At 37.2% G+C, this 25,989-nt stretch carries 25 protein-coding genes and 1 pseudogene; 12 read left to right on the forward strand and 14 right to left on the reverse strand.

The genetic code is table 11. The features are described from left to right. The 6 genes from FLP08_RS04350 to FLP08_RS04375 all read right to left on the reverse strand — a co-directional run bounded on the left by FLP08_RS04350 (position 1) and on the right by FLP08_RS04375 (position 5,469). Positions 1–903: a sulfotransferase domain-containing protein gene (locus FLP08_RS04350; RefSeq protein WP_156274427.1), complete on the reverse strand. Its 903-nt coding sequence runs from the start codon at positions 901–903 to the stop codon at positions 1–3. Next, a complete protein-coding gene (locus tag FLP08_RS04355) occupies positions 872–2,152 on the reverse strand; it encodes an ABC transporter ATP-binding protein (protein ID WP_156274429.1) in 1,281 nt (426 codons plus the stop codon). Before FLP08_RS04355 ends, FLP08_RS04350 begins: the two co-directional genes overlap by 32 nt. Positions 2,153–2,155: 3 nt before the next feature. Further along, entirely contained in the window at positions 2,156–2,860 is a 705-nt protein-coding gene (locus FLP08_RS04360; RefSeq protein WP_156274431.1) for a class I SAM-dependent methyltransferase, read from the reverse strand. Further along, entirely contained in the window at positions 2,853–3,764 is a 912-nt protein-coding gene (locus tag FLP08_RS04365; RefSeq protein ID WP_156274433.1) for a glycosyltransferase family 2 protein, read from the reverse strand. Before FLP08_RS04365 ends, FLP08_RS04360 begins: the two co-directional genes overlap by 8 nt. A 9-nt stretch (positions 3,765–3,773) precedes the next feature. Further along, a complete protein-coding gene (locus FLP08_RS04370; protein ID WP_156274435.1) occupies positions 3,774–4,403 on the reverse strand; it encodes a glycosyltransferase family protein in 630 nt (209 codons plus the stop codon). A 151-nt stretch (positions 4,404–4,554) separates the two neighbouring features. Next, complete coding sequence (locus tag FLP08_RS04375; protein ID WP_156274437.1) at positions 4,555–5,469, reverse strand: glycosyltransferase; 915 nt, start codon at positions 5,467–5,469, stop codon at positions 4,555–4,557. A gap of 116 nt (positions 5,470–5,585) precedes the next feature. On the opposite strand from FLP08_RS04375, the gene FLP08_RS04380 reads away from it, so the two are divergent. Further along, the gene (locus FLP08_RS04380; RefSeq protein ID WP_156274439.1) at positions 5,586–6,374 is read left to right on the forward strand and encodes a sulfotransferase; all 789 of its coding nucleotides are present in this window, start codon (positions 5,586–5,588) and stop codon (positions 6,372–6,374) included. Between the two features lie 9 nt (positions 6,375–6,383). Here the strand turns inward: FLP08_RS04380 and FLP08_RS04385 are convergent, their stop codons facing one another. Genes FLP08_RS04385 through FLP08_RS04405 form a run of 5 tightly spaced genes read right to left on the reverse strand, consistent with a single transcriptional unit; the run spans position 6,384 to position 12,222 of the window. After that, a complete protein-coding gene (locus tag FLP08_RS04385; RefSeq protein WP_156274441.1) occupies positions 6,384–7,226 on the reverse strand; it encodes a class I SAM-dependent methyltransferase in 843 nt (280 codons plus the stop codon). Continuing rightward, on the reverse strand, positions 7,223–8,062 hold the full coding sequence (locus FLP08_RS04390; RefSeq protein WP_238388439.1) for a polysaccharide pyruvyl transferase family protein: 840 nt from the start codon (positions 8,060–8,062) through the stop codon (positions 7,223–7,225). The genes FLP08_RS04385 and FLP08_RS04390 overlap by 4 nt, the downstream gene beginning before the upstream one ends. A 23-nt stretch (positions 8,063–8,085) precedes the next feature. Then, positions 8,086–8,973, reverse strand: coding sequence for an ABC transporter permease (locus FLP08_RS04395; protein ID WP_425549993.1), 888 nt, complete (start codon positions 8,971–8,973; stop codon positions 8,086–8,088). Next, entirely contained in the window at positions 8,966–11,434 is a 2,469-nt protein-coding gene (locus tag FLP08_RS04400) for a GumC family protein (protein WP_156274443.1), read from the reverse strand. The genes FLP08_RS04395 and FLP08_RS04400 overlap by 8 nt, the downstream gene beginning before the upstream one ends. Then, positions 11,434–12,222, reverse strand: a complete 789-nt coding sequence (locus tag FLP08_RS04405; protein WP_156274445.1) for a polysaccharide biosynthesis/export family protein — start codon at positions 12,220–12,222, stop codon at positions 11,434–11,436. The genes FLP08_RS04400 and FLP08_RS04405 overlap by 1 nt, the downstream gene beginning before the upstream one ends. Positions 12,223–13,283: 1,061 nt before the next feature. Here FLP08_RS04405 and FLP08_RS04410 point away from each other — a divergent pair. From FLP08_RS04410 to secA, 8 genes are all read left to right on the forward strand, one after another. After that, the gene (locus FLP08_RS04410; RefSeq protein ID WP_156274447.1) at positions 13,284–15,158 is read left to right on the forward strand and encodes an ABC-F family ATP-binding cassette domain-containing protein; all 1,875 of its coding nucleotides are present in this window, start codon (positions 13,284–13,286) and stop codon (positions 15,156–15,158) included. A 95-nt stretch (positions 15,159–15,253) separates the two neighbouring features. Continuing rightward, a complete protein-coding gene (locus tag FLP08_RS04415) occupies positions 15,254–15,658 on the forward strand; it encodes a four helix bundle protein (protein ID WP_156274449.1) in 405 nt (134 codons plus the stop codon). Positions 15,659–15,702: 44 nt separating this feature from the next. Beyond that, positions 15,703–16,479 carry an O-methyltransferase gene (locus FLP08_RS04420; RefSeq protein WP_156274451.1) on the forward strand — a complete coding sequence of 259 codons (777 nt, stop codon included), beginning with the start codon at positions 15,703–15,705 and terminating at the stop codon, positions 16,477–16,479. A gap of 385 nt (positions 16,480–16,864) precedes the next feature. Continuing rightward, positions 16,865–17,566 (forward strand): ABC transporter ATP-binding protein, encoded by a 702-nt coding sequence (locus FLP08_RS04425; protein ID WP_156274453.1) that lies wholly within the window; start codon positions 16,865–16,867, stop codon positions 17,564–17,566. 121 nt (positions 17,567–17,687) lie between these two features. After that, positions 17,688–17,867, forward strand: a complete 180-nt coding sequence (locus FLP08_RS04430) for a hypothetical protein (RefSeq protein WP_156274455.1) — start codon at positions 17,688–17,690, stop codon at positions 17,865–17,867. 152 nt (positions 17,868–18,019) lie between these two features. Then, positions 18,020–18,592: a cob(I)yrinic acid a,c-diamide adenosyltransferase gene (locus FLP08_RS04435; RefSeq protein ID WP_156274457.1), complete on the forward strand. Its 573-nt coding sequence runs from the start codon at positions 18,020–18,022 to the stop codon at positions 18,590–18,592. Between the two features lie 152 nt (positions 18,593–18,744). Further along, complete coding sequence (locus FLP08_RS04440) at positions 18,745–18,966, forward strand: DUF2795 domain-containing protein (RefSeq protein WP_008272287.1); 222 nt, start codon at positions 18,745–18,747, stop codon at positions 18,964–18,966. 89 nt (positions 18,967–19,055) lie between these two features. Further along, entirely contained in the window at positions 19,056–22,412 is a 3,357-nt protein-coding gene (gene secA, locus FLP08_RS04445) for a preprotein translocase subunit SecA (RefSeq protein ID WP_156274459.1), read from the forward strand. 221 nt (positions 22,413–22,633) lie between these two features. Here secA and FLP08_RS04450 read toward each other — a convergent pair whose 3' ends face one another. Next, a complete protein-coding gene (locus tag FLP08_RS04450; protein WP_156274461.1) occupies positions 22,634–23,020 on the reverse strand; it encodes a hypothetical protein in 387 nt (128 codons plus the stop codon). Then, complete coding sequence (locus FLP08_RS04455; protein ID WP_156274463.1) at positions 23,004–23,591, reverse strand: RNA polymerase sigma factor; 588 nt, start codon at positions 23,589–23,591, stop codon at positions 23,004–23,006. The genes FLP08_RS04450 and FLP08_RS04455 overlap by 17 nt, the downstream gene beginning before the upstream one ends. A 138-nt stretch (positions 23,592–23,729) precedes the next feature. Between FLP08_RS04455 and FLP08_RS04460 the strand changes: the two genes are divergently transcribed. The 3 genes and pseudogenes from FLP08_RS04460 to FLP08_RS16455 all read left to right on the forward strand — a co-directional run. Continuing rightward, positions 23,730–24,080 (forward strand): DUF6249 domain-containing protein, encoded by a 351-nt coding sequence (locus FLP08_RS04460; protein ID WP_156274465.1) that lies wholly within the window; start codon positions 23,730–23,732, stop codon positions 24,078–24,080. A 122-nt stretch (positions 24,081–24,202) separates the two neighbouring features. Continuing rightward, positions 24,203–24,679 (forward strand): DUF4199 domain-containing protein, encoded by a 477-nt coding sequence (locus tag FLP08_RS04465; protein ID WP_156274467.1) that lies wholly within the window; start codon positions 24,203–24,205, stop codon positions 24,677–24,679. 351 nt (positions 24,680–25,030) lie between these two features. Continuing rightward, positions 25,031–25,180 (forward strand): annotated as a pseudogene (locus tag FLP08_RS16455) (GIY-YIG nuclease family protein); the annotation flags it as partial. A gap of 121 nt (positions 25,181–25,301) precedes the next feature. Here the strand turns inward: FLP08_RS16455 and FLP08_RS04475 are convergent. Then, positions 25,302–25,979, reverse strand: a complete 678-nt coding sequence (locus tag FLP08_RS04475) for a peptidoglycan DD-metalloendopeptidase family protein (RefSeq protein WP_156274469.1) — start codon at positions 25,977–25,979, stop codon at positions 25,302–25,304. Positions 25,980–25,989 lie beyond the last annotated feature (10 nt).

The raw sequence follows: 25,989 nt of genomic DNA on the forward strand, positions 1-25,989 counted from the left end.
TTAATAGTATTTATATAAATCAAGATTTAGAGATAATTGTTCATCTAATTGTCGATTAGAATCATAATATCGCCTTGAGACTGTTTTCAGTAATTGTAAGTCTTCTTCGTTAAAAAAATTTCCGATTCGTAAAAAATCTGAATCTTGCCACCAAAACCTAATTTTAGATTGATTAATTATATGTGGAGGAATTATATATTTTTCAGATATTGGTGTCTGAATAAATCTATTCAAATTTTTAAGAAGTCTAAGTTGAAGTCCATCCATACTTCTATAAACAACCTTATTCTTTTTTAAAATTATATTTTCATTTTCGAAAAAATCATTCAGATCTCCGATAAACTCAGTAGGATTAATTTTAAACTTTTCGTAAGGTAAAATTACGATATTGGAATTACCAAAAACCGATTTATACCTATTATAGGTTTCTAAAAAATTAAAGGCATTTAAATCAATACGGTTCATCCCCAAACTATCTTTTTTTAAAAAATTATAAAGGCTATTGGTCCCACCCTGATGTATATATTGTATATAAATTGACCTGAGCAAATCTTCCTGCCTTCTAATCGTAATAAGAACTTTTAGCTCCTTTCCGAAAATTTTGAATAGTCTGTTCGGTATTTCATCAATCATTATTGACCCCTGAAACAATGGGCCTGAAAGATCTTCAAATGATATAAAATTATTATTATTACTACGAAATAATTCTTTTAGATTATCATAATCAATACTTCTATCAGCTTTCCATATTAGATTTATCAGTCCTAATTTCCGAAATTCAGAATGACCTATGAATTTATGGTTTTTTAATTCTTTAAAAACTTCTCTTTGTAAAAATGTGGTGGCGGTTTTAGGATAACCTATGTGAATTTTATTCATTGGAAAAGCTTCTATATTTTGCATCCAAAACAGGAGTATTTCTTCTGCGATTGTCCTTACCCGCTCCAAAATAGTCTCCCGGAACAACCTCGAGCTCAACAGCACCCTCTATAGCATCTAACTTATTTAGAGTATTTTGATTTCCTATTATAATATTTAAAAAGTATAAACCTCCATATAATGGTAGCTTATCAAATTCGAGATCAAAATAGCCTTGGCCTTTTTTTACCTTCAGAAAATAACCTTGTTCATCGTTATTGATTCCGCTTAACATATTTCCATTTCTGTCAAAAAAAGCAATACCAACGATGACTTTATTCAAGTTTTCTTGAGCGTAATAATATAATCTAATTGTACTTTTTAAACCCGAAATGAGTTTGTCAACAGGTCTTTTTGCGGCATTCAAAAACTGAATTTTCTCCAGTTTAACTATTCCGCTTCCTGATCTATCGATTCTATCTTTCAAGCTTTCACCTGCGCTTCGAAGATTTTTTGTTAAATAAAAGTTTATTGCCTCTTCAGTATCGCCGTCAAAACTAATCCCACCATCATCTAAGACAATAACTCTATCACACAATGACTTAATAGATCCCATATTATGGCTAACGAAAAGAACGGTCCTACCCTGTCCTTCCGAAAGGTTCTGCATTTTCCCAATGGCCTTTTTCTGAAATTCAGCATCTCCTACCGCTAATACCTCATCTACCACCAGGATATCTGGTTCAAGATGTGCAGCAACTGCAAAACCAAGTCTTACTGTCATACCACTACTATATCTTTTAACCGGAGTATCTATATACCGCTCACAACCAGAAAAAGCAATGATCTCATCCAGCTTCTTTCTTATTTCGGTTTTAGTCATCCCCAAGACCGCTCCATTCATAAAGATATTCTCCCTTCCCGTAAGTTCCCCATGAAAGCCTGTTCCTACTTCAAGCAAAGAAGCTATTCTTCCTTTTGTTTTAATGCTTCCGGTGGTGGGAGCAGTTACACGGGAAAGCAGTTTAAGCAAGGTAGATTTACCTGCTCCGTTCTTCCCTATGATCCCTAAAACCTCTCCTTCGTTAACTTCAAAATTAATATCTCGTAATGCCCATACATAATCTTCGCCATCAGCCTTACTGTTCCTCTGGTTAACCGCTCCAACTTTTAAAAATGGATCTTCCTTTCCCTGTATCTTATACCAGATTCGTTTAAGGTCCTCTCCTAAAGTTCCCGCACCAACGGTTCCCAGGCGGTATTGTTTGGAAATATTTTCTGCTTTTAAAATCATAAATTAATTAAAGGGAATACTTAATTCTGAAGGTTCCATTAAATTGATCTTTTCAGGATGAGAGACTAAGTAATCATAGTCCAATTTATCTATTCTTGAAAAAATTTCTTCATCAATTTGAAAAGAAACTTCATTAGTTGGCTTATTAATATTTATAATACCAATTCCATAATCTGTATTATATACTTTTATATCTAAAAATGGAATTTTTTCTTGAAGATATACTACAGTCTTCCATACATCACCACACCATTCATTAGTCCAGCCCTGTAAATTAAGATCCCTTGCCTCCTCATAAGATTTAGCCTTTACCGAAGCAGCTTTATTAGGAGGATAACAATCATGCATTACAATAAATCCATTCGTGCATATATATTTTAGGGAATTGAGGACATCCTTTAAACTTGCTCTAAAAGTGTGTAATCCATCAATAAAAATTACCTGTGGTGGTCTATTCTGAAGAGAATCCCTTTGATCCAGAAAAAATTGATCGCTAGTAACTTCAAAATACTGGTTCCTCAAATTATTAAGATCCCTGCGAATATTTCTGAAAATGGTCTTCTTTGTAAAAAGAAAATTTGGATCTACTGCAATCTTATTCCTGCATTTAACTTTAAAAAAGGTTTTTCCATCCAAGACTCCAATTTCTATATACCTTTTTAAATTATGGGCAGATATTAAACTATTTATAATTTCTGTTCTATGCATTTAATTGATTCTTGTATATGGTTCTAAAAACCTTAACCATAAGATTTTTAAATTCATTTAAATTCATAATCTTAATACTACTCCATATTACCAGTCCTAGATTCTCGAAATATAGGTCTTTATTTTTACTAAACTCTCGCTCACAAATTCTAATAACCGTATTCCTGTTTTTAGATTTAAATCGACCGATTTGATTTAATAAAAATCTAAAATATTGCTTCGTGGCTAAGTTTTTAAATGAAGTATTCTTTAAACTTCCAGAAACACTCAATTCGGTAAATCTAACATAAACTTTTGCTTGGTTGATGGAATAGATTTCTTTATCATCTGAAAATTCTAACCATGCTCTATCGTCAGAATGCCATCCAAGCGGGTAATCAAAAAAACCGAACTTCTTATAACTCTCCAATGTAAAGACATGTTCTGAAAGAGAGCTACGATTTCCTTTAGCTAACCTTCTAAAACAAGAACAATATGCGGATTCCCAAACGGGATTGCTTTTATTTATTTGTAAAACTTCACAATTTTCATTTACCAAAATTCTGGAAAATCTTACCACATTGGTTTTATTCAAAAAGGTTGAAATATGGTTGTAAAACTCATTTATTACATTTTCACCTAAATAATCATCATCTCCCAAAATCATAATCCATGTTTCATTATCTATTAAAGAAACACAACGTTCCCACTGTTTTATTAAACTTTTGGATCCCATATTTTCATCGAACCTATGATATTTTATCTTTAAGTAAGATCTATAATATTCAATTATTGAGGTAGGATCTTGAGGAGAATTGTCATCTCCTATATACACTTGAAAATTATTATTTTCCTGCTGTTTAAGTGATTCTAAGGTTTTTGCGAAAAATTGAATTTTATAATATGGGATAACTATAGCAATCATAGAATGCTTCTATTTAGTATATCTTTGGTTCAGCCTATTAATATTCCAGGAATTTGAACTACCCGCTGTTTCCTGATAATAAAGTTCATTTTTTGTTAATTGCTGCTCATCACGATACCACGGTAAATGCTTCGCCATATAAGGTTCATTGGTCCTAATAGCCTTATAACTCACGCTCTTTACACCTGGCCTATAGAGCGCGAAAGTTGTATCAATTTCAGCTATAAAATCTCCATTTTTATTTTTTTTAACCCAGTATTTTTTTTCCCATTCAATAATATTCTTTTTTAACGGATTTTCGTTTGGTAGATCATCGATTTGGAGACTAAATCCTACCTTTTTCACTTCTGGATTTCCATCTAAAATTTTCATAAAGTGTTTTAAAAAATCTGAAGGACAATTTTGATTTGGCAATATATCTGGATCTGTAAGGACAAAATAACCATTGGTGAATTTTTCGAATAAATTCATTTTTTTCCAAAATACTCTATAACCATAATTCTTGTCAAGCCTAAAAATTTTGATTCTATCTTCTATTGAATTGTAATAATCTAATAAAGGGGGATATGTTGAATTATTATCAATTATTTTAATATTTCTATAATTATGTTTCCACAAATAATCAATTAGTCTTTTCATATAGTCCAACTGATTAAAACTGATAATAAATATTGGAATCCTTTTATAATCTAACTTTTGGGCACGAAAGGATTTATGAAAGAAAAATTTAAGAAGATTTGTAAATTTTAATTTCAATTTACGAAAGAATATTCGGGACTTATTTACTTTTTCAGGATTCAAAGATGGAAACTTTTAAAGAATATAAATAAAATTTGGTTCCTACTTTGAAATTTTTACTTATCATCAATTTAGCAAACATTTTAAAGGATTTGAAGTATTTTTTTTCCTTATTGTAACTCGAGATCAAACCAATTTTATATTTTAAAAGCGATTTTTCTAAATCGTGGACCTTATCCTCAAATTCTGTGATTGAATAAATATTCTTTAGAATTTGGAAATTGATTTCACCTATTTTACTTTTTTGATTTCTTAACACAGCTGAAGTACCAAAATCCTTACGATAAACAGCAGTTATATCTGGCATAAAATAGACCTTTCTATTATTTCTTAGGACCCATAAATAAGTTGGCCAGTCACAATAAGGTAGTTCACACATCCAGCTTTTCATAGATCCTGGTAATGGATCGTTTCTGAACATTACAGTAACCGAAGCTATATAATTAGAATAAACTAATTCCTGGAAATCACTTATTTCAGGAATCTTCTTTGCATTCCTAGGATATTTCTTCGTGGAAGGAAAAAGATTGTAATTATTTGTAAAACAGATTCCGAAATTTTGGTTTTTCTCCAAAAAATTCGCCTGCTTTTGAATTTTGTAAGAATCTATCCAATAATCATCGGCATCACATATAGCCACATATTTTCCTTTACACCTATCTAAGGTTTTTACATAATTCGATCCAATCCCCAAATTTTTATCGTTAAGAACTAGGGTGATTTTGTCAGGATATTTTCTTTGATAATTTTCACATATCTCCCTGGTACCATCTGTACTTTTATCATCGCCAATTACAAGTTCAAATGGAAAATCTGTACGTTGGGATAAGATGCTTTCTATTGACTGGTTGATATAATCTTTTTGATTATACGCCAACATAAATACACTTACTAAGGGAATACTCATCTATTTTATTAAACGCTGGAATTTACAATATTAAGAAATAATTATTGTGCCGACTGTTGAACATGAATACTTAAAAGTAAAATTATCATAGATTTGAAATTAGATCTAATACAGAGATGACAAAAATTAAAAATGCTATAATAATCCATGGGCCGGGAAAAAGCGGCACTACATTGATCAATAACATTTTAGGAACACATAAAGATCTTTATTGGATTTCCACTTACCTAAATAAATTTCCGAAAATTCCGGCTTTGTCCCTGTTCAACGGCCTTACACAAAATAATTTGATAGGTGAAAAAATTAGAAGATTAGATAAATCACCAAAACCAGCGGAAGCCTATAATTTTTGGTCTACCTATTTAAAAGATTTTCGATTTAATGATTCTAAATTCAGTAAAACCGATATTCAGAATACTGCGAAAGTCATAAATAAGATTAAACATTTTCAAAATAGGAATAGATTCTTAACCAAAATAACTGGCCCATCGAGATATAATTTTATTGATGAGTTATTTGAAGAGCCATATATAGTTTGGTTAGACAGGGACCCAAGGGCCATAATTTCATCCTACTTTACCAGTAACTGGAGATATAAAAATTCAAATTCACCTAGCGGCAAATCAAGAAAAGAGGTTATCAAAGAATATGTAGAGTATTATAAATGGTTGCACATAGAAAAAGAATGCTTGAAGGAATTTAATTTTAGACTTTTTAATTATGAACATTTGGTTAATGAACCCAAAGAATTTTTCGAAGATCTATGCGAATTCCTAAAATTGGAGAGAGATAACTCTTTCTTTCAATCGATCGAAGACTGGAAATTAGATAGAAGCAAAAATGAAAAATTTCGAAAGGTTTTTAGCAAAAAAGAATTAATGTATATAGAAGAGTTACTAAAATAAAACCACCTATTACTTTGGAAGACTATATATAATTACCTGGCTTCTTGCTAGGGGTCTATTGATAAACATCGGCAAATTTGACTCTGCTTTTAAAGCCTTTCTCCGGAAAGCCTCTCTCTTTTTACCCCATTTCATAAATCGACTAAATCTTTCCAAAGTTCCTACCGGGTAGATTTGAATTTCTCTAAAAAATTCTTTTCCGGCCAATTCGAAATGTTTCGAACTAAAACTTCGATCTGGATGAGGATCATTATCCTTCCATTTTTTAAATTTATTTTTATCCAATTTAGATGGCCTATTTCCTACGGGTATATACCATCTAATTTTATCAAGGATTTTTAGATTAACTGCAGGCTCAAAAAACCTTGCCTGTCCGTTGACTTTTAATAAACGAGCGGTCTCCTTTAAAAATAATCTTTCAAGTGGAATATCCAGGTGATGTAAAAATGCTTTACCTACAACCAAATCAAAACTCGAAGATTCTAGCTTGTTTTCAATGAAGTCTCCAGGAATAAATTTAATAGGAAATTTAAATTGACAATGTTTATTTAACTCCTCGACTATTTTACCACTTGAGGAAGCAATATCATTTGCATAAACTTCAGCACCCAATGCAGCCATAACGCCTGCATTCAGACAATTGCCACACCCCATTTCAAGAACTTTTTTTCCCTTCAATTCATATCTAAGCCCATCCTTATATAAGGCATGCCAACTTGTATCAGTTTTTAGAGAAGCGTCAAGAAACGCATCAAGATTCTCAAGCCAGTATAAAATATTCTTTATATTATATTTAGCATGAATCTCCTCATAATGCTCCTTGTTTCTAATTCTTGAATCTTCAGTTTTCATAAAATTCCTTTAATGACTGTGAATGGACAAGATTCCAATAGTTTCTCTTTAATATTTTCAATATCCTTAGTCCTTGGCAAATTAGGATATGACTCAATTAAAACCATCCATTCTCTCAATCCTTTAGCACTTTCTGATTTTATTGGTTCATAAAACTCAACATTTACCGATTGTAAATAATCATAATATTTTATGTCATTCCCGAAAATTTTATTTGAAAATTTCACCCATAAACTTGGTATGGCATAGGCGTGGGATACAATAAGACCATGCAAGGAGGAAGAAATGGTTCTTTCACAAACTAAAATTTGATCGGTAACAGATTCTATATCATTTGTCATAAGATCAATCACTTTAATTTCAGAATTATTCTTATATGCCTCCCTTACCATTTCATAATCCTGATAATGAGGTATAATGCCCAGAGAGAATCTTTTTGGTAGATTTGGGTTATAAATACTTGGCAGCAATAAAGCTGGGTCTCCATATACTTCAGGACATTCATATCCGAAATTCAACAAATATTTACGGGTTTGAGGACCTCTAACAGCTAAGAAAGTTGCTTTACTTATTAATTGATCATTATCGATAATACCGCTACCCCATACAACACTTTTCTCCGTGGCATGATGAATTATACTTCCAGTTGATAGATAGTTTTTTTTGTTTCGTTTAAACCAGGATTGCTTCTTAGGTTGAACCCATTCAACTGTTTTTTCTGAAATTTTCTCTACAATATATTTAGAGAGCAAATCTCCATAATTTTCCCTCTGCTTTCCCATAAGACGGGATTCAGACCACCAAAAAAGAGGTATTTTAGCAGAATTTGACTTCATAAAGGGATTTAAAATTAATGTAGTTACACTGTATCAATAAAATTCTTTTCAGTTCGATTAAAAATGAGCAATCCTAACAAAAAGATAAAAATTGACAATATAAAAGTGTAAATAAAACCCTGCCAGGAAAAAATTCCGGTATCGAGAATCATATAACGAAACCCTTCTATTATTTGAGTTAATGGATTATATTTTACTAACCAAGCCCAATCTGGCATTTTCTTAGAAACTTCGCTCAGCGGATATGGCACCGCTGAAAAATAGACAAGTAAAGAGGTAGCGAAACCAACCAAGACATTTAAATCCCTGTATTTTGTTGTTAGAGCGGAAATCGTCATCCCAAGACCCAAGCCTAATAATGCCATCATAAGCACATATATTGGAAATAAAATTAGGTTAGAATTAGGACTTATTTCAAGCCCGTTAAAAACAAGATAGACATAGATAACAATCAATATTCCCAGTTGGATTCCAAACTTAAAAAGACTGGTTATTACACTACTCAAAGGCATAATAACTCTTGGAAAATATACTTTTCCAAATATGCCTGCATTAGATCTAAAAGTATTAGAGGTTCCAGTAAAACATTGATTAAAATAATTCCAGGCAGTGATCCCAGTAAGATTAAATAAAAATGGTGGAATTGCACCTGTTGGAATATTTGCTATATTGTTAAAAACCAGAGTAAAAGTTAAAGCTGTAAATAAAGGTTGAATTAAATACCACAACGGTCCAAGTATGGTTTGTTTATAAACCGTAATAATATTTCTTTTAACGAACAGAATTAATAGATCCCGGTAATTCCAAATCTCCTTAAAATTAAGATCAATTAAACTTCTTTTTGGGCTTATTTCGTATAGCCAATCATTATTTTCCTTCTCCACCAATCCTAATTCTTTAACATTACTCAAAATTCCTCATAAATTTTTTCCAGGATGCCTTAATTTGGGATATTTTATTTGGAGCAGCCCCGTAATAACCTTTGGCATATCTGTTATAACCATAACCGTAACCATAGCCATAACCATAGCCATAACCATAACCGTATTTAGCGCTATGTACAAAATGGTTCAGCACAAAACTGATATTTTTTATTTCACCTTTGGCATATTTTTGATTTATGGTTTCCAGCATTCCCCTTTTAGTATAATCCTGTCTTACCATATATAATGTTGCATCGGCATGTTTAACCAAATTCAATGCATCTGCTACCATACCGATTGGAGGTGTATCTAAAATTATATAATCGTATTCATCCTTAAGGGATTCTATAAGGTCATCCATTTTTTTTGTAAGTAGTAATTCTGAAGGATTAGGAGGTACCGGTCCCGATGTAATAACATCTAAAAAAGGAATTCTACTCTGTTGTATAATCTCTTCTGGGGTTGCTTGATCGATTAAATAATTTACGATCCCAAGATCATTATTCAATTCAAAGTCATCGAAAATCTTTGGTTTTCTAAGGTCCACCCCAACCAGCACGGTTTTCTTTTCACTTAGAGCGAAAACAGTAGCCAGGTTCATAGCACAAAAAGTTTTTCCTTCTCCAGATACTGATGAGGTAATGAGTACTGTCTTAGAACCCGTAACCCCCTGCCTTTTATACATAAATTGTAGACTAGAGCGAAGTCCTCTAAAACTTTCGGCGATAGAGGATTTAGGCGATTCAAATACTGCAAGATTGCTACTCATCTTATTTTTCCCTATTAAACCTATAATAGGAATAGGAGACAATCTGGTTATTTCCTGGGCATTATGAATATTAGTGTTTAGAAAAACTAGTAAGAAGACAAAACTTAAAGGTATAAGACCACCAACCATAATAGCCATTACATAGTTTAGTTGGGTATCTGGGCCTATTCTTCCTCCTCCGGTATCTTTAGCATTATCTATAACTAATACATCGCTTACATTGGCTGCTTTGATCAATCCTGCTTCACTTCTCTTCTCAAGGAACATATTATAGGTTCGCTCATTAATAGCATATTTTCGTTGGATTTTTAGAAGGTCCTGTTCTTCTTGAGGTAGTTTTTTTACCTGGCTTTCTAATCTATTAATTCTGGAATTCAGATCTTGCAGTTCACTTCGAATTAAACTTTTTGAACTTGAAATATTTTCAATTAGAATAGATTTCACTGAATTGATCTGACGATCTATATCATCAAATACCGGTGAGTTTTCTTTTAAGGTATATTGATAATTTTGTCGTTCCTCAGCTAACTGAATAATCTTTTGGACTCCTGCAGAAATACTCCCTTCCTGAATACCAGCAACGGAAGGAGCAGGAACATTTGAATAATCCGTTCTCGTTTGAAGATATTCTTCTAAATTATTATAATAAGAAAGTCGTCGTCTTATTTGCTCTTTTTCAACATCCAATTGAGAAAGCTGGCCTGATAATTCTCCGCTTTCCGCAGAAATATCCATGATCGAATTTTCATTACGAAAATCATTTAATTCATTTTCCACTTCCTTTAATTGTGCAGCCTGTACCGCAAGGCTACTGTCAATAAATCGGATAGTTTTGGTGGCAAAAAGATTTTTCCGTTCCAGCATGTTCTCGCTTAAAACCTGAACCGATCCATTTAAATAGTCTACTATTCGGGGCTTATTTAGGCCTGTCTGACTGAGATTAAGTACCGATGAACCCGGTGACTGAGGAGCAATACTGACACCGCGAAATCTACCCACTGCCGAATTAAAAGGCATAAAGCTTACATAATATACCTTCCCTCGATTTAATGGGTTTTCAGTTCTTTTTAAGTAACCCGAAAAAAAAGGTAGATTAATAGGATCTCCAATTTTATAATTTCTACTAAACTCTCTGGGTTCCACAGTTCTATTATCCGTTTCTGTAGTAGTGTAGTTCGTACGACTTAGATTTCCAGGTACCTTTGCTGTAATATTATAGGTGATATCATCAACCATACTAATCTGCATGGTTACGTTGTTTGCCTGATAAACATTGGTATCGGCTACAACTTTAAACGGGGTATACCCATAAGCATCTACTCGTTGATATTCTCCTTGTTGAAGATAATTTATATAGAATTGTAATTTTTGGACTACCTCCTCATTGTGGGACCGTGAGCGTAAAATGGTCATCGCCGTATTTACCTTATCTGAGGTTCCTCCCCAGTTAAAAGTTAAACTGGTATTGGAAGTGAAAAATGGGTTCTGATCATCCTTAATGGAGATGGTATTCCCCAGTCTGTAAACAGGTAGTTTTCTTACGTTGTTATAGTATGCCACTGCAAGACTAATCCCTACTGAGAGGAGAATAAGTTTCCAATAGCTTATAACTTTAAGAATAAACCCCTTAAAGTCAAAGGTAGAGCCTACATCTGATATATGATCATCTTCATGTGCCATTATCTGGTAGTTAAGAAATAAATTGAAGTTGCTAGTGTAATCAAACTTGTCACTGTTCTGAAGACTTCAAGCCCTGTGGTACCTAGTCCAAGAGCCTTTCTTGGTAGGGGATTCACCACGATCATATCATTAGGTTGTATATAGTAATAGGGGCTTTTCATGATATCGATATCGGTTACATCTACTTCATGAACCTCCTCCCCCTGTGGATACTGCCTGATTATCTGAACATTTTCCCTATCTCCATAATCCGTTATTCCTCCGGCGTTAGCTATTGCTTCCATAATGGTTACCTGGTCCTTATAAACCACCTGGCTTCCCTGCCCAATTTCACCTAGGGTGGTATATCTTATCCCGGCCAGCTTTACGGTCACGAATATATTAGCTTCTTCCTTGAAATATTCCTCGAGTAATTTCTTTTCAATTTTTTCACGCACTTCTTTTTCAGTAAAACCAAGAACATTGATCTCACCCATAGTAGGAACCCTTATATTTCCATGGTCGTCTACAGTAAAACCATCAAAATAGACCGCCTCTTCTGTAGTAGCATTTGGATTTTCGCTACCTATAGGATTAAACATCCCAACAATATCCTGATCCAATGCCTTAACCCTTATACTTAAGAGATCTCCGGTCTGGATTCTATACGGTTTGCGCAATCGCTGTACCTGCACAATACTATCTACTTCTTTCTCATGTTCCTGAAGATAGGACATCTGCTTTGTAGATACACAGGATGATAAGGCTAGTAGGGAAGCGAATAAAAACAAAAAGGATTTGAATCGCATAGGGGGACTTCACATTGTTTTAACAAATATAGTTTTTACGGGCAAATATCAAAACATTCGGATGTAATTATGTTTGGAGTTGGGAGTTTGTGGTTCGTGGTTTATGGTTTGGGGTTTGATGTGGAGAGTGGAGAGTAGAAAGCTTATGTTTATTCGTCGATTTTTATCTGTTGTCTGTTGTCTGTTGTCTGTTGTCTGTTGTCTGTTGGCTGTTAAAAGCTATCAAATATTCTAAAACGATCATTCATAATCCGAATTTATTTACCATTTAAAAAAACCTATTACTATGAAGATAATTAGAAATCTTTTTAAATATAATTTCAACTCAAAATCCTAATTTTCACATTAACTCCCAAGTAATTCGGCCTACCGAAAGTTTCACGTAGATTTTGAAGTGAAGAGATCGTAAAATTTTATGCTGTTCGAGCCGTAACGATGATTAGTAATTTTACGTAAACAAATACCAGAAGGCGAGTTCATAAAATTTAGATCTCGAACAATAAAATCAGGGAAACTTTCGTAAGCCTAGACCTTTTTGTTTCTTTTTCCGGCGATGGGAAAAAGAAAGGACATAATTTTGAAATTAAATAATACCACATTTTGAAGAAGACCCCGTCTCTTAGCGGCAACACAGGCTGAACTTTATGTTGGATGCTATTAATTGACTTTAAAAAATGGAACAAAAGAAATTTCTTTCCTGACCAATCGGGGTCCAAATGACAAAATCAAATTTGAACATTAAGACTCTGAAATAATTCTGACACTTCGGGACGACTGAGAAATCTCTTAGTATAGACATTTATTAATTAGATTTCTCTCTGCAGTTGAAATCATCTGATATAATTAAAGAGTTAAAGAATTTAGAGACCCTGAAATAAATTCAGGGTGACGTTCATAGGGAAGCGTCCTGCTGTTCCGAGGGATCGGAAGTTTCAGCATCTCTTAGAGTCACACCCCCAACTTATAACTGATAAGTGTTTATTAATAATTGTTCCTTGTTACTTCGTACTTTTGCCATCATACTACAGACAAGCGTCTAAAGTCTAAAGACTAAATAACACATGAATTACCTCTCAGTAGAAAATATAGCCAAATCATACGGCGAACGCAGGCTTTTTGAAAATATAAGTTTCGGAATTAACAAAGACCAGAAGGTCGGTTTTGTCGCCAAAAATGGAACCGGGAAGACCAGCCTTTTAAACATCCTGGCGGGTACCGATACTCCCGATGAGGGCCAGGTGATCTATCGCAATGATATCCGGGTAGCTTTCCTTTCCCAGGAACCCAACCTGGATCCTGAACTTACCATTGAGCAAAGTATATTTTCCAGTGAAAACCCAACGCTTAAGGTTGTGGAACAGTATGAAAAAGCCCTGCAAAATCCGGAGGATGCCGATGCTTTACAAAAAGCCATGGACGCCATGGAAGCCAATAATGCCTGGGATTTTGAGACCGAATTCAAACAAATACTTTACAAACTCAATCTTGAAGACCTGCAGGCCGTGGTAAAAAACCTTTCCGGCGGGCAAAAGAAAAGACTGGCCCTGGCCAGAATGCTATTGAAAAAACCAGATTTTATCATTCTGGATGAGCCTACCAACCACCTGGACCTGGATATGATCGAGTGGCTGGAGGAATATTTCAGAAAGCAGGATTTCACCATCTTTATGGTGACCCACGACCGGTACTTTCTGGAAAGAGTTTGTAATGAAATAATTGAACTTGAAGACGGAAAGCTATATACCTACAAAGGAAATTACTCGTATTACCTGGATAAAAAAGAGGAAAGACATCAGCTGGAAGCCACCAATACCGACAAGGCCCAGCAGCTGTATAAAAAAGAACTGGAATGGATGCGGCGCCAGCCTAAGGCACGTACCACCAAGTCTAAATCCCGTATCGAGGATTTCCATGAAATAAAACACAGGGCAAGCCAACGCAGGCAGGATCATAAGGTACAGCTGGAGCTTAATATGGAACGCCTGGGCAGTAAGATCGTGGAGCTTCATAACATCTCCAAGGAATTAGGAGGAAAGCAGCTGATGAAGAATTTCAGCTACACTTTTAAGAAGGGAGAGCGACTAGGTATTATTGGGAAGAACGGAACGGGAAAATCCACTTTCCTGAATATGCTTACCGGCAATATGGAACCCGATACCGGGAAAATAGTGATAGGCGAAACGGTAAAATTTGGATACTACACCCAGAAGGGTATCAAGATAAAACCCGGCCAAAAGGTCGTGGAGGTCATCAAGGAATTCGGAGATTATATTCCCCTTAAAAAAGGAAGGCAGATCTCGGCAGAGCAACTGCTGGAAAGGTTCTTATTCGATCGTAAAAAACAGTATGACTATGTAGAAAAACTGAGCGGTGGGGAAAAGAAAAGATTGTACCTGTGTACCGTTTTAATCCAGAACCCTAACTTCCTTATCCTGGATGAGCCTACCAACGACCTGGATGTACTTACCCTGAACGTGCTGGAGAACTTCCTGATGGACTTCCCGGGATGTATCATCGTGGTGTCCCACGACCGTTATTTCATGGATAAGATCACCGATCACCTTTTTGTTTTTGAAGGAAAAGGCGAGGTATCAGATTTTCCAGGTAATTACACAGATTACCGGGAATACGAGCAATCCAAACCTAAAGACAGCAAACCTGCCTCAGAAGAATCTCCATCGAAAAAAGAAAAAAAGGAATATAAATCGAACAGCTCCGGACCAAGCCTGAGTTATAACGAGAAGAAAGAGTTCAGCAAGCTTGAAAAGGAGATCGCTAAGCTCGAAAAGAAAAAAGAGGAGGTCCAGCAGAAATTCCTGAAGGAACTCAGTGGGGATGAGATCGCAGAGAATTCGATGAAATTAAAAGAGATCGAAGATGATATCGAGACAAAAACTGAAAGATGGTTTGAGTTGATGGAGAAGTTAGAGGCTTAATTTTGAAGTTGTGAGTGGTAGATTGTAGGTTCGTGGTTTGTGGTTTGTGGTTTGTGGTTTGTGGTTTGTGGTTTAAAAATCAAAATATCTTATAAATGGGCAAAATTGAGAAATTTGAAGATCTTGAAGTTTGGCAACTGGCAAGAAAGATTTGCATATCTGTTGACAAGCTACTTAATCAAACACCATTAGGGAAAAATTACGCTCTGGCAAACCAAATGGAAAGAAGTTCTGGTTCAATTATGGACAATATTGCAGAAGGTTTTGGACGAGGAGGAAATCCTGAATTTCACAATTTCCTGAGTTATTCGAAAGGATCGGTTGCCGAATTAAAATCTCAATTCTATAGATCAATGGATAAGAACCTTCTTAATAAAGAAGATTTTGAAAGACTTGAAGCCGATTGTAATTTACTTGAGAACAAACTAGGTGCTTTTATGTACTATCTAAGAAGATCAGATTTAAAAGGTATTAAATTTAAAAAACCAGATTCTAATTAGAGACCTCCAACAATAAACACCAAACAATAAACCATAAACAAAGATTGTACTTCCAACTGCGCTCCTACCTAAACTTCCTCCTGAAAAGCCAGAACCAACACGGCCTCCACTCCCCTTTCGTATACGACCTGGTTACCAAATGTTTTTATGATAAAAGTAATTATGAGCAATATGACCTCATAAAAAACTATCGGAACGATCTTTTAAGAAATAAAGAATTCATCGAGGTAACCGACTTTGGTGCCGGAAGCAGGGTATTCAAATCAAATAAGCGTCCCGTTTTTTCAATTGCCAAAAATGCCGGTATCACTTTACACAGGGCAAAATTGCTATATAGACTAACCAATTACCTCAAAGTAGACAAGGCATTAGAACTTGGCACTTCCCTGGGCATAGCTTCCTCTGCCATCGCCGCTAATAAGAACACCGGGCTTATCAGCATTGAAGGCTGTCCCGAAACCGCAAATATCGCCCGACAACAAGTCCAGAAATACCAGCTTAATAATATAAGGCTCAGAGTAAATGAATTTGAAGCGGAATTAGATCTTCTGATCAGGAAAAATCAGAAGTTCGATCTGGTTTATCTTGACGGGAATCATCAAAAAAAAGCAACCTTAGATTATTTCGAAAAATTATTGCCTTCTGCACATAATGATTCGATATTTATTTTTGATGATATCCACTGGTCTGAAGAAATGGAAGAAGCCTGGGAAGAAATTAAACTACATCCTAAAGTTCAGGTGAGCATAGATACTTTCCAGTGGGGCCTTGTATTTTTCAGAAAAGAACAGGTGAAACAGCATTTCACCATCAGAGTTTAATAATCCACATTTAGAAACTAACCTACTGAAAATTTAGCTAAGAATTTAAAGTGTAAGCACCGTGAAATTTTATGAGAAAATATGATTGAGCAACCACTTTGAAATATTGCAATCCATAAATCTTCAGCAAAAATTTTTTAAACTTTTTTGTAAGTGTAGCATTTCTCTGGCGTTAGAAATTTTTGAAGCCCTCTAAAAAATTTAGCCAGGGAAGTGTGGTTCTAACTTTGTGAGAGCAAAATTGAAAACACCTCCCAAAAAGTGTCCTTTTTTTGATTCGTTTTTTTACATCCGACGACTGAAAGGAGAGGAATGCACGGGAAAAGAAAGATTAGTTGTAACAAAATTTACAAGTTAACGTCCTACAGTTGAAAATTCAGTCTTAATGAGCAAAGTAATCGAGATCCGAAATATTACCAGAGATTTCCCTCTAGGAAATGAAGTTGTGAAAGTTCTTAAAGGAATAGACCTAGACATAGATCGCGGTGAATATGTTGCCTTTATGGGACCTTCAGGTTCTGGAAAGTCTACACTAATGAACCTTTTAGGCTGCCTGGACACTCCAACTTCGGGATCTTATGTTCTTAATGGCAAGGATGTAAGCCAGATGAGCGATGATGAACTTGCCGAGATCAGGAATAAAGAGATCGGCTTCGTTTTCCAGACCTTTAACCTGCTTCCAAGAACTACAGCCCTGGACAATGTGGCGCTACCTATGGTATACGCGGGAGCCTCCAAGACCGAACGCAAGCAGAGAGCCGAAGAAGTTCTTAGAAGCGTTGGCCTGGGCGACCGGATGGACCACAAACCCAACCAGCTTTCGGGTGGACAAAGACAACGTGTGGCCGTGGGCCGTGCCCTGGTGAACAAACCCTCTATCATCCTTGCCGATGAACCTACCGGAAACCTTGATTCAAAGACTTCCGTAGAGATCATGAACCTTTTTGACGAGATTCATGCCGCCGGGAATACCGTGATCCTGGTTACCCACGAAGAAGATATCGCCGAACATGCCCATAGAATTATAAGACTGAAAGACGGGATAGTAGAAAGCGATGAAAGAAAACCGGTGGTCAGTCAGCAGTGATCAGTTAGCAGTTGGCAGTTGGCAAAAAATAAGATTTTGAATTCAGATTTTTTAATCTTGAATTCCTGTTTTTTGAGCTTTTAAAAATCTTTACTACCTTGTATCTAATAAGACCTTAAAAATGATCGATCTGGACCAGGAGACCTGGATTTATCTTGCCATAATAGCTGTTTTTCTAGCTTATTTCCTTTGGAATTCGAGAAAGGCCAAGAATATAAAAAAGCAAAGGAAAAACAGGAACTTCAGGCGCAGGTACATGGAGCGCAAAAAAGAAAAGGAATCAGATTCCCTGGCAAAATAACTCCTTACCAACTCCAATTATCTTCCCCGGCTTTCTTAGCCTACCGAATCTTTGTAACTTTAGGCACCTAAATTCAAACTGAAAAAGACAGGCTGGAAAAGCTTCAGCATTTTCTGAATTTCAGTCTTAGAACACATACCTAAATTTCAAAAATGAAGATCTATACCAGGACAGGAGATAAAGGAACTACCGCTCTTTTTGGCGGCACCAGGGTTCCCAAACATCATATTCGCATTGAAAGCTACGGCACCGTAGATGAGTTGAATTCACATATAGGGCTAATAAGAGACCAGGAGATCGATAAGGAAACCATGAACATGCTTATCGAGATCCAGGACCGGCTATTCACCCTGGGAGCGATCCTGGCCACCGACCCGGAGAAGGAGAAGCTAAAAAACGGCAAGGACCGGCTTAATATTCCTAAGATCTCAGAAGAAGACATCGAAAATCTGGAAAAAGCTATGGACCGGATGAATGAAGAACTTCCGGAAATGACACATTTCATCTTACCCGGAGGTCACCAGAGCGTGTCATTCTGTCACATAGCCCGCTGTGTGTGCCGCCGGGCCGAGAGACTTTCCAGCGCGCTTTATGACATTGAACCATTTGATGAAAGGGTTCTAAAGTACCTGAACAGACTTTCAGACTTTCTTTTTGTGCTGGCACGGAAGTTGTCTAAACAACTACAGGCTGAAGAAATTCAATGGATCCCAAAAAAATCCTGAATCCTTCTCAATGATCAAAAATTCTCTGCAAATCTTGCAAAGAATTAGATTAATTGTTATGTTCTTATTATTATTGTACAAATAATAGATTTTTTTCTTGGCTATTACGGCAAAAAATATATTTTTGCCAAAATTTAAAACCCGATTAATCAATGTATTGGACTTTAGAATTAGCATCCTATTTAAGTGATGCCCCATGGCCGGCAACAAAAGACGAGTTAATAGACTACGCCATTAGAACCGGTGCACCACTGGAAGTTGTCGAAAATTTGCAAGCTATTGAGGATGAGGGAGACTCGTATGATTCTATTGAGGAGATCTGGCCGGATTATCCAACCGATGAAGATTACCTCTGGAATGAGGACGAATATTAAATTGACAACACGCAAAAAATAGGGAAAAGTCTCATTCATGAGGCTTTTTTTTTGCTTAAATTTGAACCCCTTTAAATAAAAAAACCAACATGAGTTTTTTAGATTCTGTATTAAAAGCTTTCGTAGGCGACAAGTCGAAGAAAGATGTTAAAGAAATACAACCCATTGTAAATAAAATTAAGGCTCTTGAGCCTGAATTCGAGGCCCTCAGCCTTGATGAATTAAGAGCAAAGACTTCAGGATTCAAAGCTAAGATCACCGAAGCTACCAGAGAGGTAAAAGAAAAGATCGAAGCCCTGAACAAGGAGGCAGATGAAATTGATGATATAACCCGCAAGGAAGATATCTATGCTGAAGTAGATGCTTTAAAAGACAAATCTTACGAGCTTTCTGAAGCCGTACTTAACGATATTCTACCCGAAGCTTTTGCCACCGTAAAGGAAACCGCAAAACGCTTTGTTCACAACGAAAAATTAAAGGTAAAAGCCAGCAGTTTCGACCGTGAGATCTCGGCAGAGAAAGAATATGTGAACCTGGAGGATGATTACGCCATATGGAACAACTCCTGGGATGCGGCCGGAAAACCTGTTACCTGGGATATGATCCACTACGATGTTCAGCTTATTGGTGGTGTGGCCATGCACCAGGGAAAGATCGCCGAGATGCAGACAGGGGAAGGTAAAACCCTTGTAGCAACGCTTCCTGTGTACCTTAACGCCCTTACCGGGAACGGGGTACACCTGGTAACCGTGAACGATTACCTGGCCAAACGTGATAGCGCGTGGATGGCTCCTATCTTCGAATTTCATGGCTTAAGCGTAGACTGTATAGACTACCACCGCCCTAATTCGGCGGCTCGTAGAAAAGCTTATAATGCCGATATTACCTACGGAACCAATAACGAATTTGGTTTCGATTACCTAAGGGATAACATGTCTCACTCACCAGACGACCTGGTGCAGAGACCACATAACTACGCGATCGTGGATGAGGTGGATTCGGTATTGATCGATGATGCCCGTACACCGCTTATCATCTCCGGACCTGTTCCAAAAGGAGACACCCACGAATTCATGGAGCTTAAGCCTGCGATAGAAAATATCGTGGAAGCCCAGCGAAAATACCTGGTGAAGGTACTTGCCGAAGCTAAAAAACTAATCAAAGAGGGGGATACCAAGGAAGGTGGATTCCAGTTACTGAGAGTTTACCGCGGATTACCTAAGAACAAGGCTCTGATAAAATTCCTTAGTGAGGAAGGTGTGAAGCAGTTGCTGCAGAAGACCGAGAACTATTACATGCAGGACAACAACCGCGAAATGCCGAAAGTTGACGCCGAATTGTATTTCACTATCGAGGAAAAGAGCAACCAGATAGATCTTACAGACAAGGGTATCGAATTCCTTTCCGGTAAGGATGATCCGGATTTCTTCGTAATGCCAGAGATTGGTATGGAGATCGCCAGGATCGAGAAGGAAGGCCTTTCTCCTGAAGAGGAAGCAGAAAGAAAAGAAGAGCTTTATCGCGATTACAGCGTAAAAAGCGAACGGATACATACCATGCGCCAGCTGCTAAAATCCTATACCCTGTTCGAGAAGGATACCGAATATGTGGTGATGGATAACAAGGTGAAGATCGTAGACGAGCAGACCGGGCGTATCATGGAAGGCCGTCGATACAGTGATGGTTTACACCAGGCTATAGAGGCGAAGGAAAATGTGAAGATCGAGGATGCCACCCAGACCTTTGCGACGGTAACCCTTCAGAATTATTTCAGGATGTACCGCAAGCTATCGGGTATGACCGGTACGGCAGTGACCGAAGCAGGTGAATTCTGGGAGATCTATGAACTGGATGTGGTGGAGATCCCTACCAACAGACCTATCGCCAGAGATGATAAAGATGATTTGGTTTATAAGACCAAACGTGAAAAATATAACGCGGTTATAGACCATGTGACCAATCTTTCCAATGCGGGAAGACCGGTGCTAATTGGTACCACTTCAGTAGAGATCTCAGAATTGCTGAGCCGTATGCTGAAGCTTAGAAATGTACCTCACAATGTTCTTAACGCGAAAAGACATAAAAAAGAGGCCGATATCGTTGCCGAAGCCGGTAAATCCGGGATCGTGACCATTGCCACCAACATGGCGGGTCGTGGTACAGATATCAAGCTGAGCAAGGAAGTGAAGGAAGCCGGAGGTCTGGCCATTGTTGGTACAGAGCGACATGATTCGAGACGTGTGGACAGGCAGTTAAGAGGTCGTGCAGGCCGTCAGGGAGATCCGGGAAGCTCACAGTTCTATGTTTCCCTGGAAGATAACCTAATGCGTCTATTTGGTTCAGAAAGGATCGCCAAGCTGATGGACCGTATGGGTCTTGAGGAAGGTGAAGTGATCCAGCATTCGATGATCTCTAAATCTATAGAAAGAGCCCAGAAGAAAGTTGAAGAGAACAACTTCGGGGTACGTAAGAGACTGCTGGAATATGACGATGTAATGAACGCCCAGCGTGAGGTGATCTATAAGCGTCGTTACCATGCTCTTTTTGGTGAAAGATTACGGGTAGATCTTGCCAACATGATCTTTGATATTTCTGAATCTATAGCTGAAACCAACAAAGCGGCAGAAGATTATAAGAACTTTGAATTCGAACTTATCAGGAATTTCTCCATGAGTTCTTCGGTTACCGAAGAAGAATTCAAGAAAATGAACGCTCAAAAGCTTGCCGGTGAAGTTTATAAGGCTGCCTACAAGCATTATGACGAGAAGATGTCTCACAATGCCGAGCGTGCATATCCTGTGATCAAACAGGTTTACGAGGATGAAAGAAACAATTTCGAGAGAATTTCAGTTCCTTTCACCGATGGTAATAAAACCCTTCAGGTGGTTACCAATCTCGAAAAGGCTTATGAAACCGAGGGTAAACAGCTTATCAAGGATTTTGAGAAGAATATCACCCTGGCCATCATAGATGACGCCTGGAAGACTCACCTTAGAAAGATGGATGAGCTTAAACAGAGTGTTCAGCTTGCCGTACACGAACAGAAGGATCCTTTATTAATCTATAAATTCGAAGCCTTTGAACTGTTCAAAGTAATGCTGGAGAATGTGAATCGAGATGTAATGTCCTTCCTGTTCAAGGGAGAAATTCCATCAAGTGGTGCTCCTAATATCCATGAAGCACAACAGACCAGGCAGAAGGAAAAAGTAGAAACTACCAAGGAAGATATTCCTAACCTTGATGAAAGAGCCGCTCAAAGCAGGGCCGCTGGAAACACTCAGCGTCAGCCTGAAAAAGTTGAAACCGTGGTTCGCGACAAACCCAAGATCGGGAGAAACGATAAGGTGACCATCAAGAACGTGATGAGTGGTGAGAACAAGACCATGAAATATAAACAGGCTATCCCAATGCTCGATAAAGGAGACTGGGTGCTTGTAGATGAATAGACGTTAGACGTGAGATGTTAGATGTTAGATGTTAGATGTTAGATGTTAGATGTTAGATGTTAGATGTTAGATGTTAGATGTTAGATGTTAGATGAAATTAAAAATCCTGAAGCGATTCGCTTCAGGATTTTTTTATTCTCTGTATTTTAAGGTGTCATGCTGAACTTGTTTCAGCATCTATATTTTATATACCCTGAAACAAGTTCAGGGTGACATACTTTTTAAAGCCTATACTCATTATCCATAAGTCTTTTTAAAAACGGAACCTGCAAAAAGAATAGGGCTACGAAGGCGATAGCATATTGCATATTCCTTGAAAGATCGATCTTTGGTAAATTGATCCTTTCAAAAAGATCAAAATTGATGCTATAAGGAAAAGAAACCTCTGCATTGATGATGTATAAGCCTAACATGGAGGAGAGCATCACCCCGGCCAGCAGGAACCAGACAGGCGCAGAGATAAGCGGTTTATAGGGAGTAAGTTCTACTTTCCTGGCTTCGATCTTATGTAGAATCTGGGATTTGAAATTAACCGATGGTTTTTCCATTCCTGCTTCATTCAGCAACTTTTTAATCAGCTCGTCTTCTCTGTTAAATCGCTTTTCCATTGCTTTTCGTTATTTCTGGTTCTATATAAACCTGCAGCAGTGAAAATAGTTTCTTACGGCTGCGGTATAATTTAATCTTGATATTGTCTTCTGAAAGTCCGGTCACCTTAGCGACCTCTTTTACCGTCTGTTCTTCGAAATAGAATAAACTGATGATAGCCGCATCTTCTTCCGGCAATGAATCAATACATTTTTTGATAAGCCTGCTCCTTTCCTCGCTAAGCAGATATTCCAAACCGTTTTCGATATGATCCAAAGATTCATCAGTGATCTCTTCATTTATTTCATACGTCCTTTGCCGGTTATTCTTCTTTAGCCTGTCCAGGCTCTTATGATAAACGATCCTGTAAAGCCAGGTGGAAAACTTTGAGTCTCCACGAAAACTATTTAAAGAATCATAGGCCTTAATAAAACTGTCCTGCGCTATCTCTTCGGCTTCTTCCCTAACTTTCAATATCCTCACTGCGATCGTAAACACAAAATCCTGATACCTGTCTATAAGTTCTTCAAAGGCATGAGTATCGCCTTCAAGAGTGCTTTCAATGAGGTATTGGTCGGTTTTTGTGGTCATTATTAATTAAGACGACCTTTCTTAAGGATCGGTTACAAAAGAATCTGAAATAAATTTACATTTTTTTGTAACCGGTTCGAATTTCCAGGCGTCATAATAGCAAACGAACATTATTTTCACATTAAAAACTAAGAAATCATGGGATCAGAAGTTATTATTATGCCAATCATTTTCGGGGTTATTTTCGGGATGTTTTATTTATACATCACCGCCAGGAACCGCGAAAGGCTTGCTTTAATTGAAAAAGGTACCGAAGCCAGTATCTTCTACGGTAAAAGAAAACACGTTACTCCTATCTGGAAAGTTATCGTGATCAACTTGGCTTTGCTGCTGGTAGGGATTGGGATTGGGATCTTTATCGCCAACATCCTGACATATAACATGAATGTGGACGAAGGTGTGGCTTACCCCGGAACTATCTTTCTCCTGGCCGGGCTTGGTCTTTTCGCGGGATTCTTTGCTACTAAAAAACTAAACAAAGACGCCTAATACCCATTAAAATCATCATTAGAACCGGCTGAGAAGAACGCTTTCCAGCCGGTTTTTTTATTTAAGGAGTCCCATCCGGCGATTTTTACTAATTTTAATCCTGCAACCAATCAAACAAGTCAATGAAAAAATTCTCGATCGAAATCAAGTGGGGTATCATCTTCAGCGTGGTCTCACTACTTTGGATGTTCCTGGAAAAAGGACTGGGCTGGCATGATGAAAATATTGCTCAGCATGCTATCTACACCAATCTTTTTGCCATCGTGGCAATCGTTCTCTACGTCCTGGCCCTACTCGATAAAAGAAAGAATTTTTATAACGGGAAGATGACCTGGAGCCAGGGTTTTATATCCGGGATCGTGATTAGTACGGTAGTGGCGATACTTTCTCCGCTTGCACAGTATATCACCCACAAATTTATCACTCCAGATTATTTTAATAATGTGATCGCCTATTCGGTTGAAAGTGGCGCAATGAGCAGGCAGGCTGCCGAGGAATATTTTAACCTTACTTCCTATATCATCCAGTCTTTCTTTTTCGCATTGGTAGTGGGAGTGGTAACTTCGGCTATCGTGGCTTATTTTGTAAAAAGGAAATAAAGCCATAAGATAATATCTACGAGTCTTGCTGAACTTGTTTCAGCATCTCAGGATCAGACCCTGAAACGAGTTCAGGGTGACGGGAAATTTCCAAATATTAGAATCTTTAAGTGCGCGGAAAGTTTCAGCATTTCTTTTTTTGGAGGCTCTGAAATGAATCAGGATGGCAGAAATTCAGCTTTCAGAAGTGATGTTTTCGGGAACAAATGAATGGAAAAAATTTCAATCGCTGTGCTTCTTCAAAATGACATACACTAAAAATCATGAGCCCTGCGTCATTTCGACCGAAGGGAGAAATCTGTTATGAAAGAATATTTTGTCTATATAACAACGAATTAAAACAAATCCGTTTTATATATTGGGATCACAAGCAATCTGAACAACCGCTTAGATCAACATTATCAAGATATTATTAGATCTAAACAATCCTTCGCAGTGAATATAATTGCTATCACCTTATTTATTTTGAAGAGTTTGACAATCCTAACGAAGCCATTATAAGAGAAAAAGGAGCGACTCATTCAGGAATTTAATCCAAACTGGAGGTTTTTAGAAGGGGAAATATTTTGATAGAGATTTCTCAATCGCTACGCTTCTTCGAATTGACCTGCTTAAAAATCAACTATATCTTCAGCAACAAATTAGGGTCAGGGCAATTCTTTAAAAAATTGTCCAGGTCCTCTTTTCTAACCACGCCCGGGTAATCCCCATCCTTGTCTTGCAGATCTTCCATGATCTGGAAATGCAGGTGCGGGGCGTAATCGCCATTCTCATGAAAGTCGCCTAATTCGGCTATTTTTTGTCCGGCCTTTACCTTATCCCCTTTTTTCAGATCTTGTAAAGATGCCCTGGAAAGGTGACCATAGAGTGTAAAGAATTTTCGTCCGTTTTCGAAGTGTTCCAGGATGATGGTAGGACCATAATCCCCAAAATCATCGTTGTCCCTGAAACTGTGTACCTTTCCATCCAGCGGACTTATGATATCTGAATAAGCAGGTACCCAGACATCCAGACCAATATGAATATTGCGGTTTGCCGCCTCATTGTTGAAAAGTTCACTGCGCTGATAAAGGGTTCTTAATTCGTTATAACCTCCATAGGCGGCTTTCGCTTTGCGGTTCCAAAGGTATTCTTCTATAAATATGGAAAAAGCCTCAGCGGAGGCTACTTCAAGCTTTAAAAGATCGCGGTTATTTTCAGAAAGATCTATATAAGCATAATCTTCCTGTTTATAATCTCCACCGATCACGGGGGTAAACCCGCTAGTAAGGCTATCTATGAATTCAGAAAAATCTTGCATATACATCCAG

The sequence above is a fragment of the Christiangramia aestuarii genome (assembly GCF_009735585.1).
Classification (GTDB): Bacteria; Bacteroidota; Bacteroidia; order Flavobacteriales; family Flavobacteriaceae; genus Christiangramia; species Christiangramia aestuarii.

Coding starts and splice junctions, on each gene's coding strand:
- FLP08_RS04350 (WP_156274427.1), bottom strand. CDS start 903: ATGCAAAATATAGAAGCTTTTCCAATGAATAAAATTCACATAGGTTAT.
- FLP08_RS04355 (WP_156274429.1), bottom strand. CDS start 2,152: ATGATTTTAAAAGCAGAAAATATTTCCAAACAATACCGCCTGGGAACC.
- FLP08_RS04360 (WP_156274431.1), bottom strand. CDS start 2,860: ATGCATAGAACAGAAATTATAAATAGTTTAATATCTGCCCATAATTTA.
- FLP08_RS04365 (WP_156274433.1), bottom strand. CDS start 3,764: ATGATTGCTATAGTTATCCCATATTATAAAATTCAATTTTTCGCAAAA.
- FLP08_RS04370 (WP_156274435.1), bottom strand. CDS start 4,403: ATGAAAAGACTAATTGATTATTTGTGGAAACATAATTATAGAAATATT.
- FLP08_RS04375 (WP_156274437.1), bottom strand. CDS start 5,469: ATGAGTATTCCCTTAGTAAGTGTATTTATGTTGGCGTATAATCAAAAA.
- FLP08_RS04380 (WP_156274439.1), top strand. CDS start 5,586: ATGACAAAAATTAAAAATGCTATAATAATCCATGGGCCGGGAAAAAGC.
- FLP08_RS04385 (WP_156274441.1), bottom strand. CDS start 7,226: ATGAAAACTGAAGATTCAAGAATTAGAAACAAGGAGCATTATGAGGAG.
- FLP08_RS04390 (WP_238388439.1), bottom strand. CDS start 8,062: ATGAAGTCAAATTCTGCTAAAATACCTCTTTTTTGGTGGTCTGAATCC.
- FLP08_RS04400 (WP_156274443.1), bottom strand. CDS start 11,434: ATGGCACATGAAGATGATCATATATCAGATGTAGGCTCTACCTTTGAC.
- FLP08_RS04405 (WP_156274445.1), bottom strand. CDS start 12,222: ATGCGATTCAAATCCTTTTTGTTTTTATTCGCTTCCCTACTAGCCTTA.
- FLP08_RS04410 (WP_156274447.1), top strand. CDS start 13,284: ATGAATTACCTCTCAGTAGAAAATATAGCCAAATCATACGGCGAACGC.
- FLP08_RS04415 (WP_156274449.1), top strand. CDS start 15,254: ATGGGCAAAATTGAGAAATTTGAAGATCTTGAAGTTTGGCAACTGGCA.
- FLP08_RS04425 (WP_156274453.1), top strand. CDS start 16,865: ATGAGCAAAGTAATCGAGATCCGAAATATTACCAGAGATTTCCCTCTA.
- FLP08_RS04430 (WP_156274455.1), top strand. CDS start 17,688: ATGATCGATCTGGACCAGGAGACCTGGATTTATCTTGCCATAATAGCT.
- FLP08_RS04435 (WP_156274457.1), top strand. CDS start 18,020: ATGAAGATCTATACCAGGACAGGAGATAAAGGAACTACCGCTCTTTTT.
- FLP08_RS04440 (WP_008272287.1), top strand. CDS start 18,745: ATGTATTGGACTTTAGAATTAGCATCCTATTTAAGTGATGCCCCATGG.
- secA (WP_156274459.1), top strand. CDS start 19,056: ATGAGTTTTTTAGATTCTGTATTAAAAGCTTTCGTAGGCGACAAGTCG.
- FLP08_RS04450 (WP_156274461.1), bottom strand. CDS start 23,020: ATGGAAAAGCGATTTAACAGAGAAGACGAGCTGATTAAAAAGTTGCTG.
- FLP08_RS04455 (WP_156274463.1), bottom strand. CDS start 23,591: ATGACCACAAAAACCGACCAATACCTCATTGAAAGCACTCTTGAAGGC.
- FLP08_RS04460 (WP_156274465.1), top strand. CDS start 23,730: ATGGGATCAGAAGTTATTATTATGCCAATCATTTTCGGGGTTATTTTC.
- FLP08_RS04465 (WP_156274467.1), top strand. CDS start 24,203: ATGAAAAAATTCTCGATCGAAATCAAGTGGGGTATCATCTTCAGCGTG.
- FLP08_RS04475 (WP_156274469.1), bottom strand. CDS start 25,979: ATGCAAGATTTTTCTGAATTCATAGATAGCCTTACTAGCGGGTTTACC.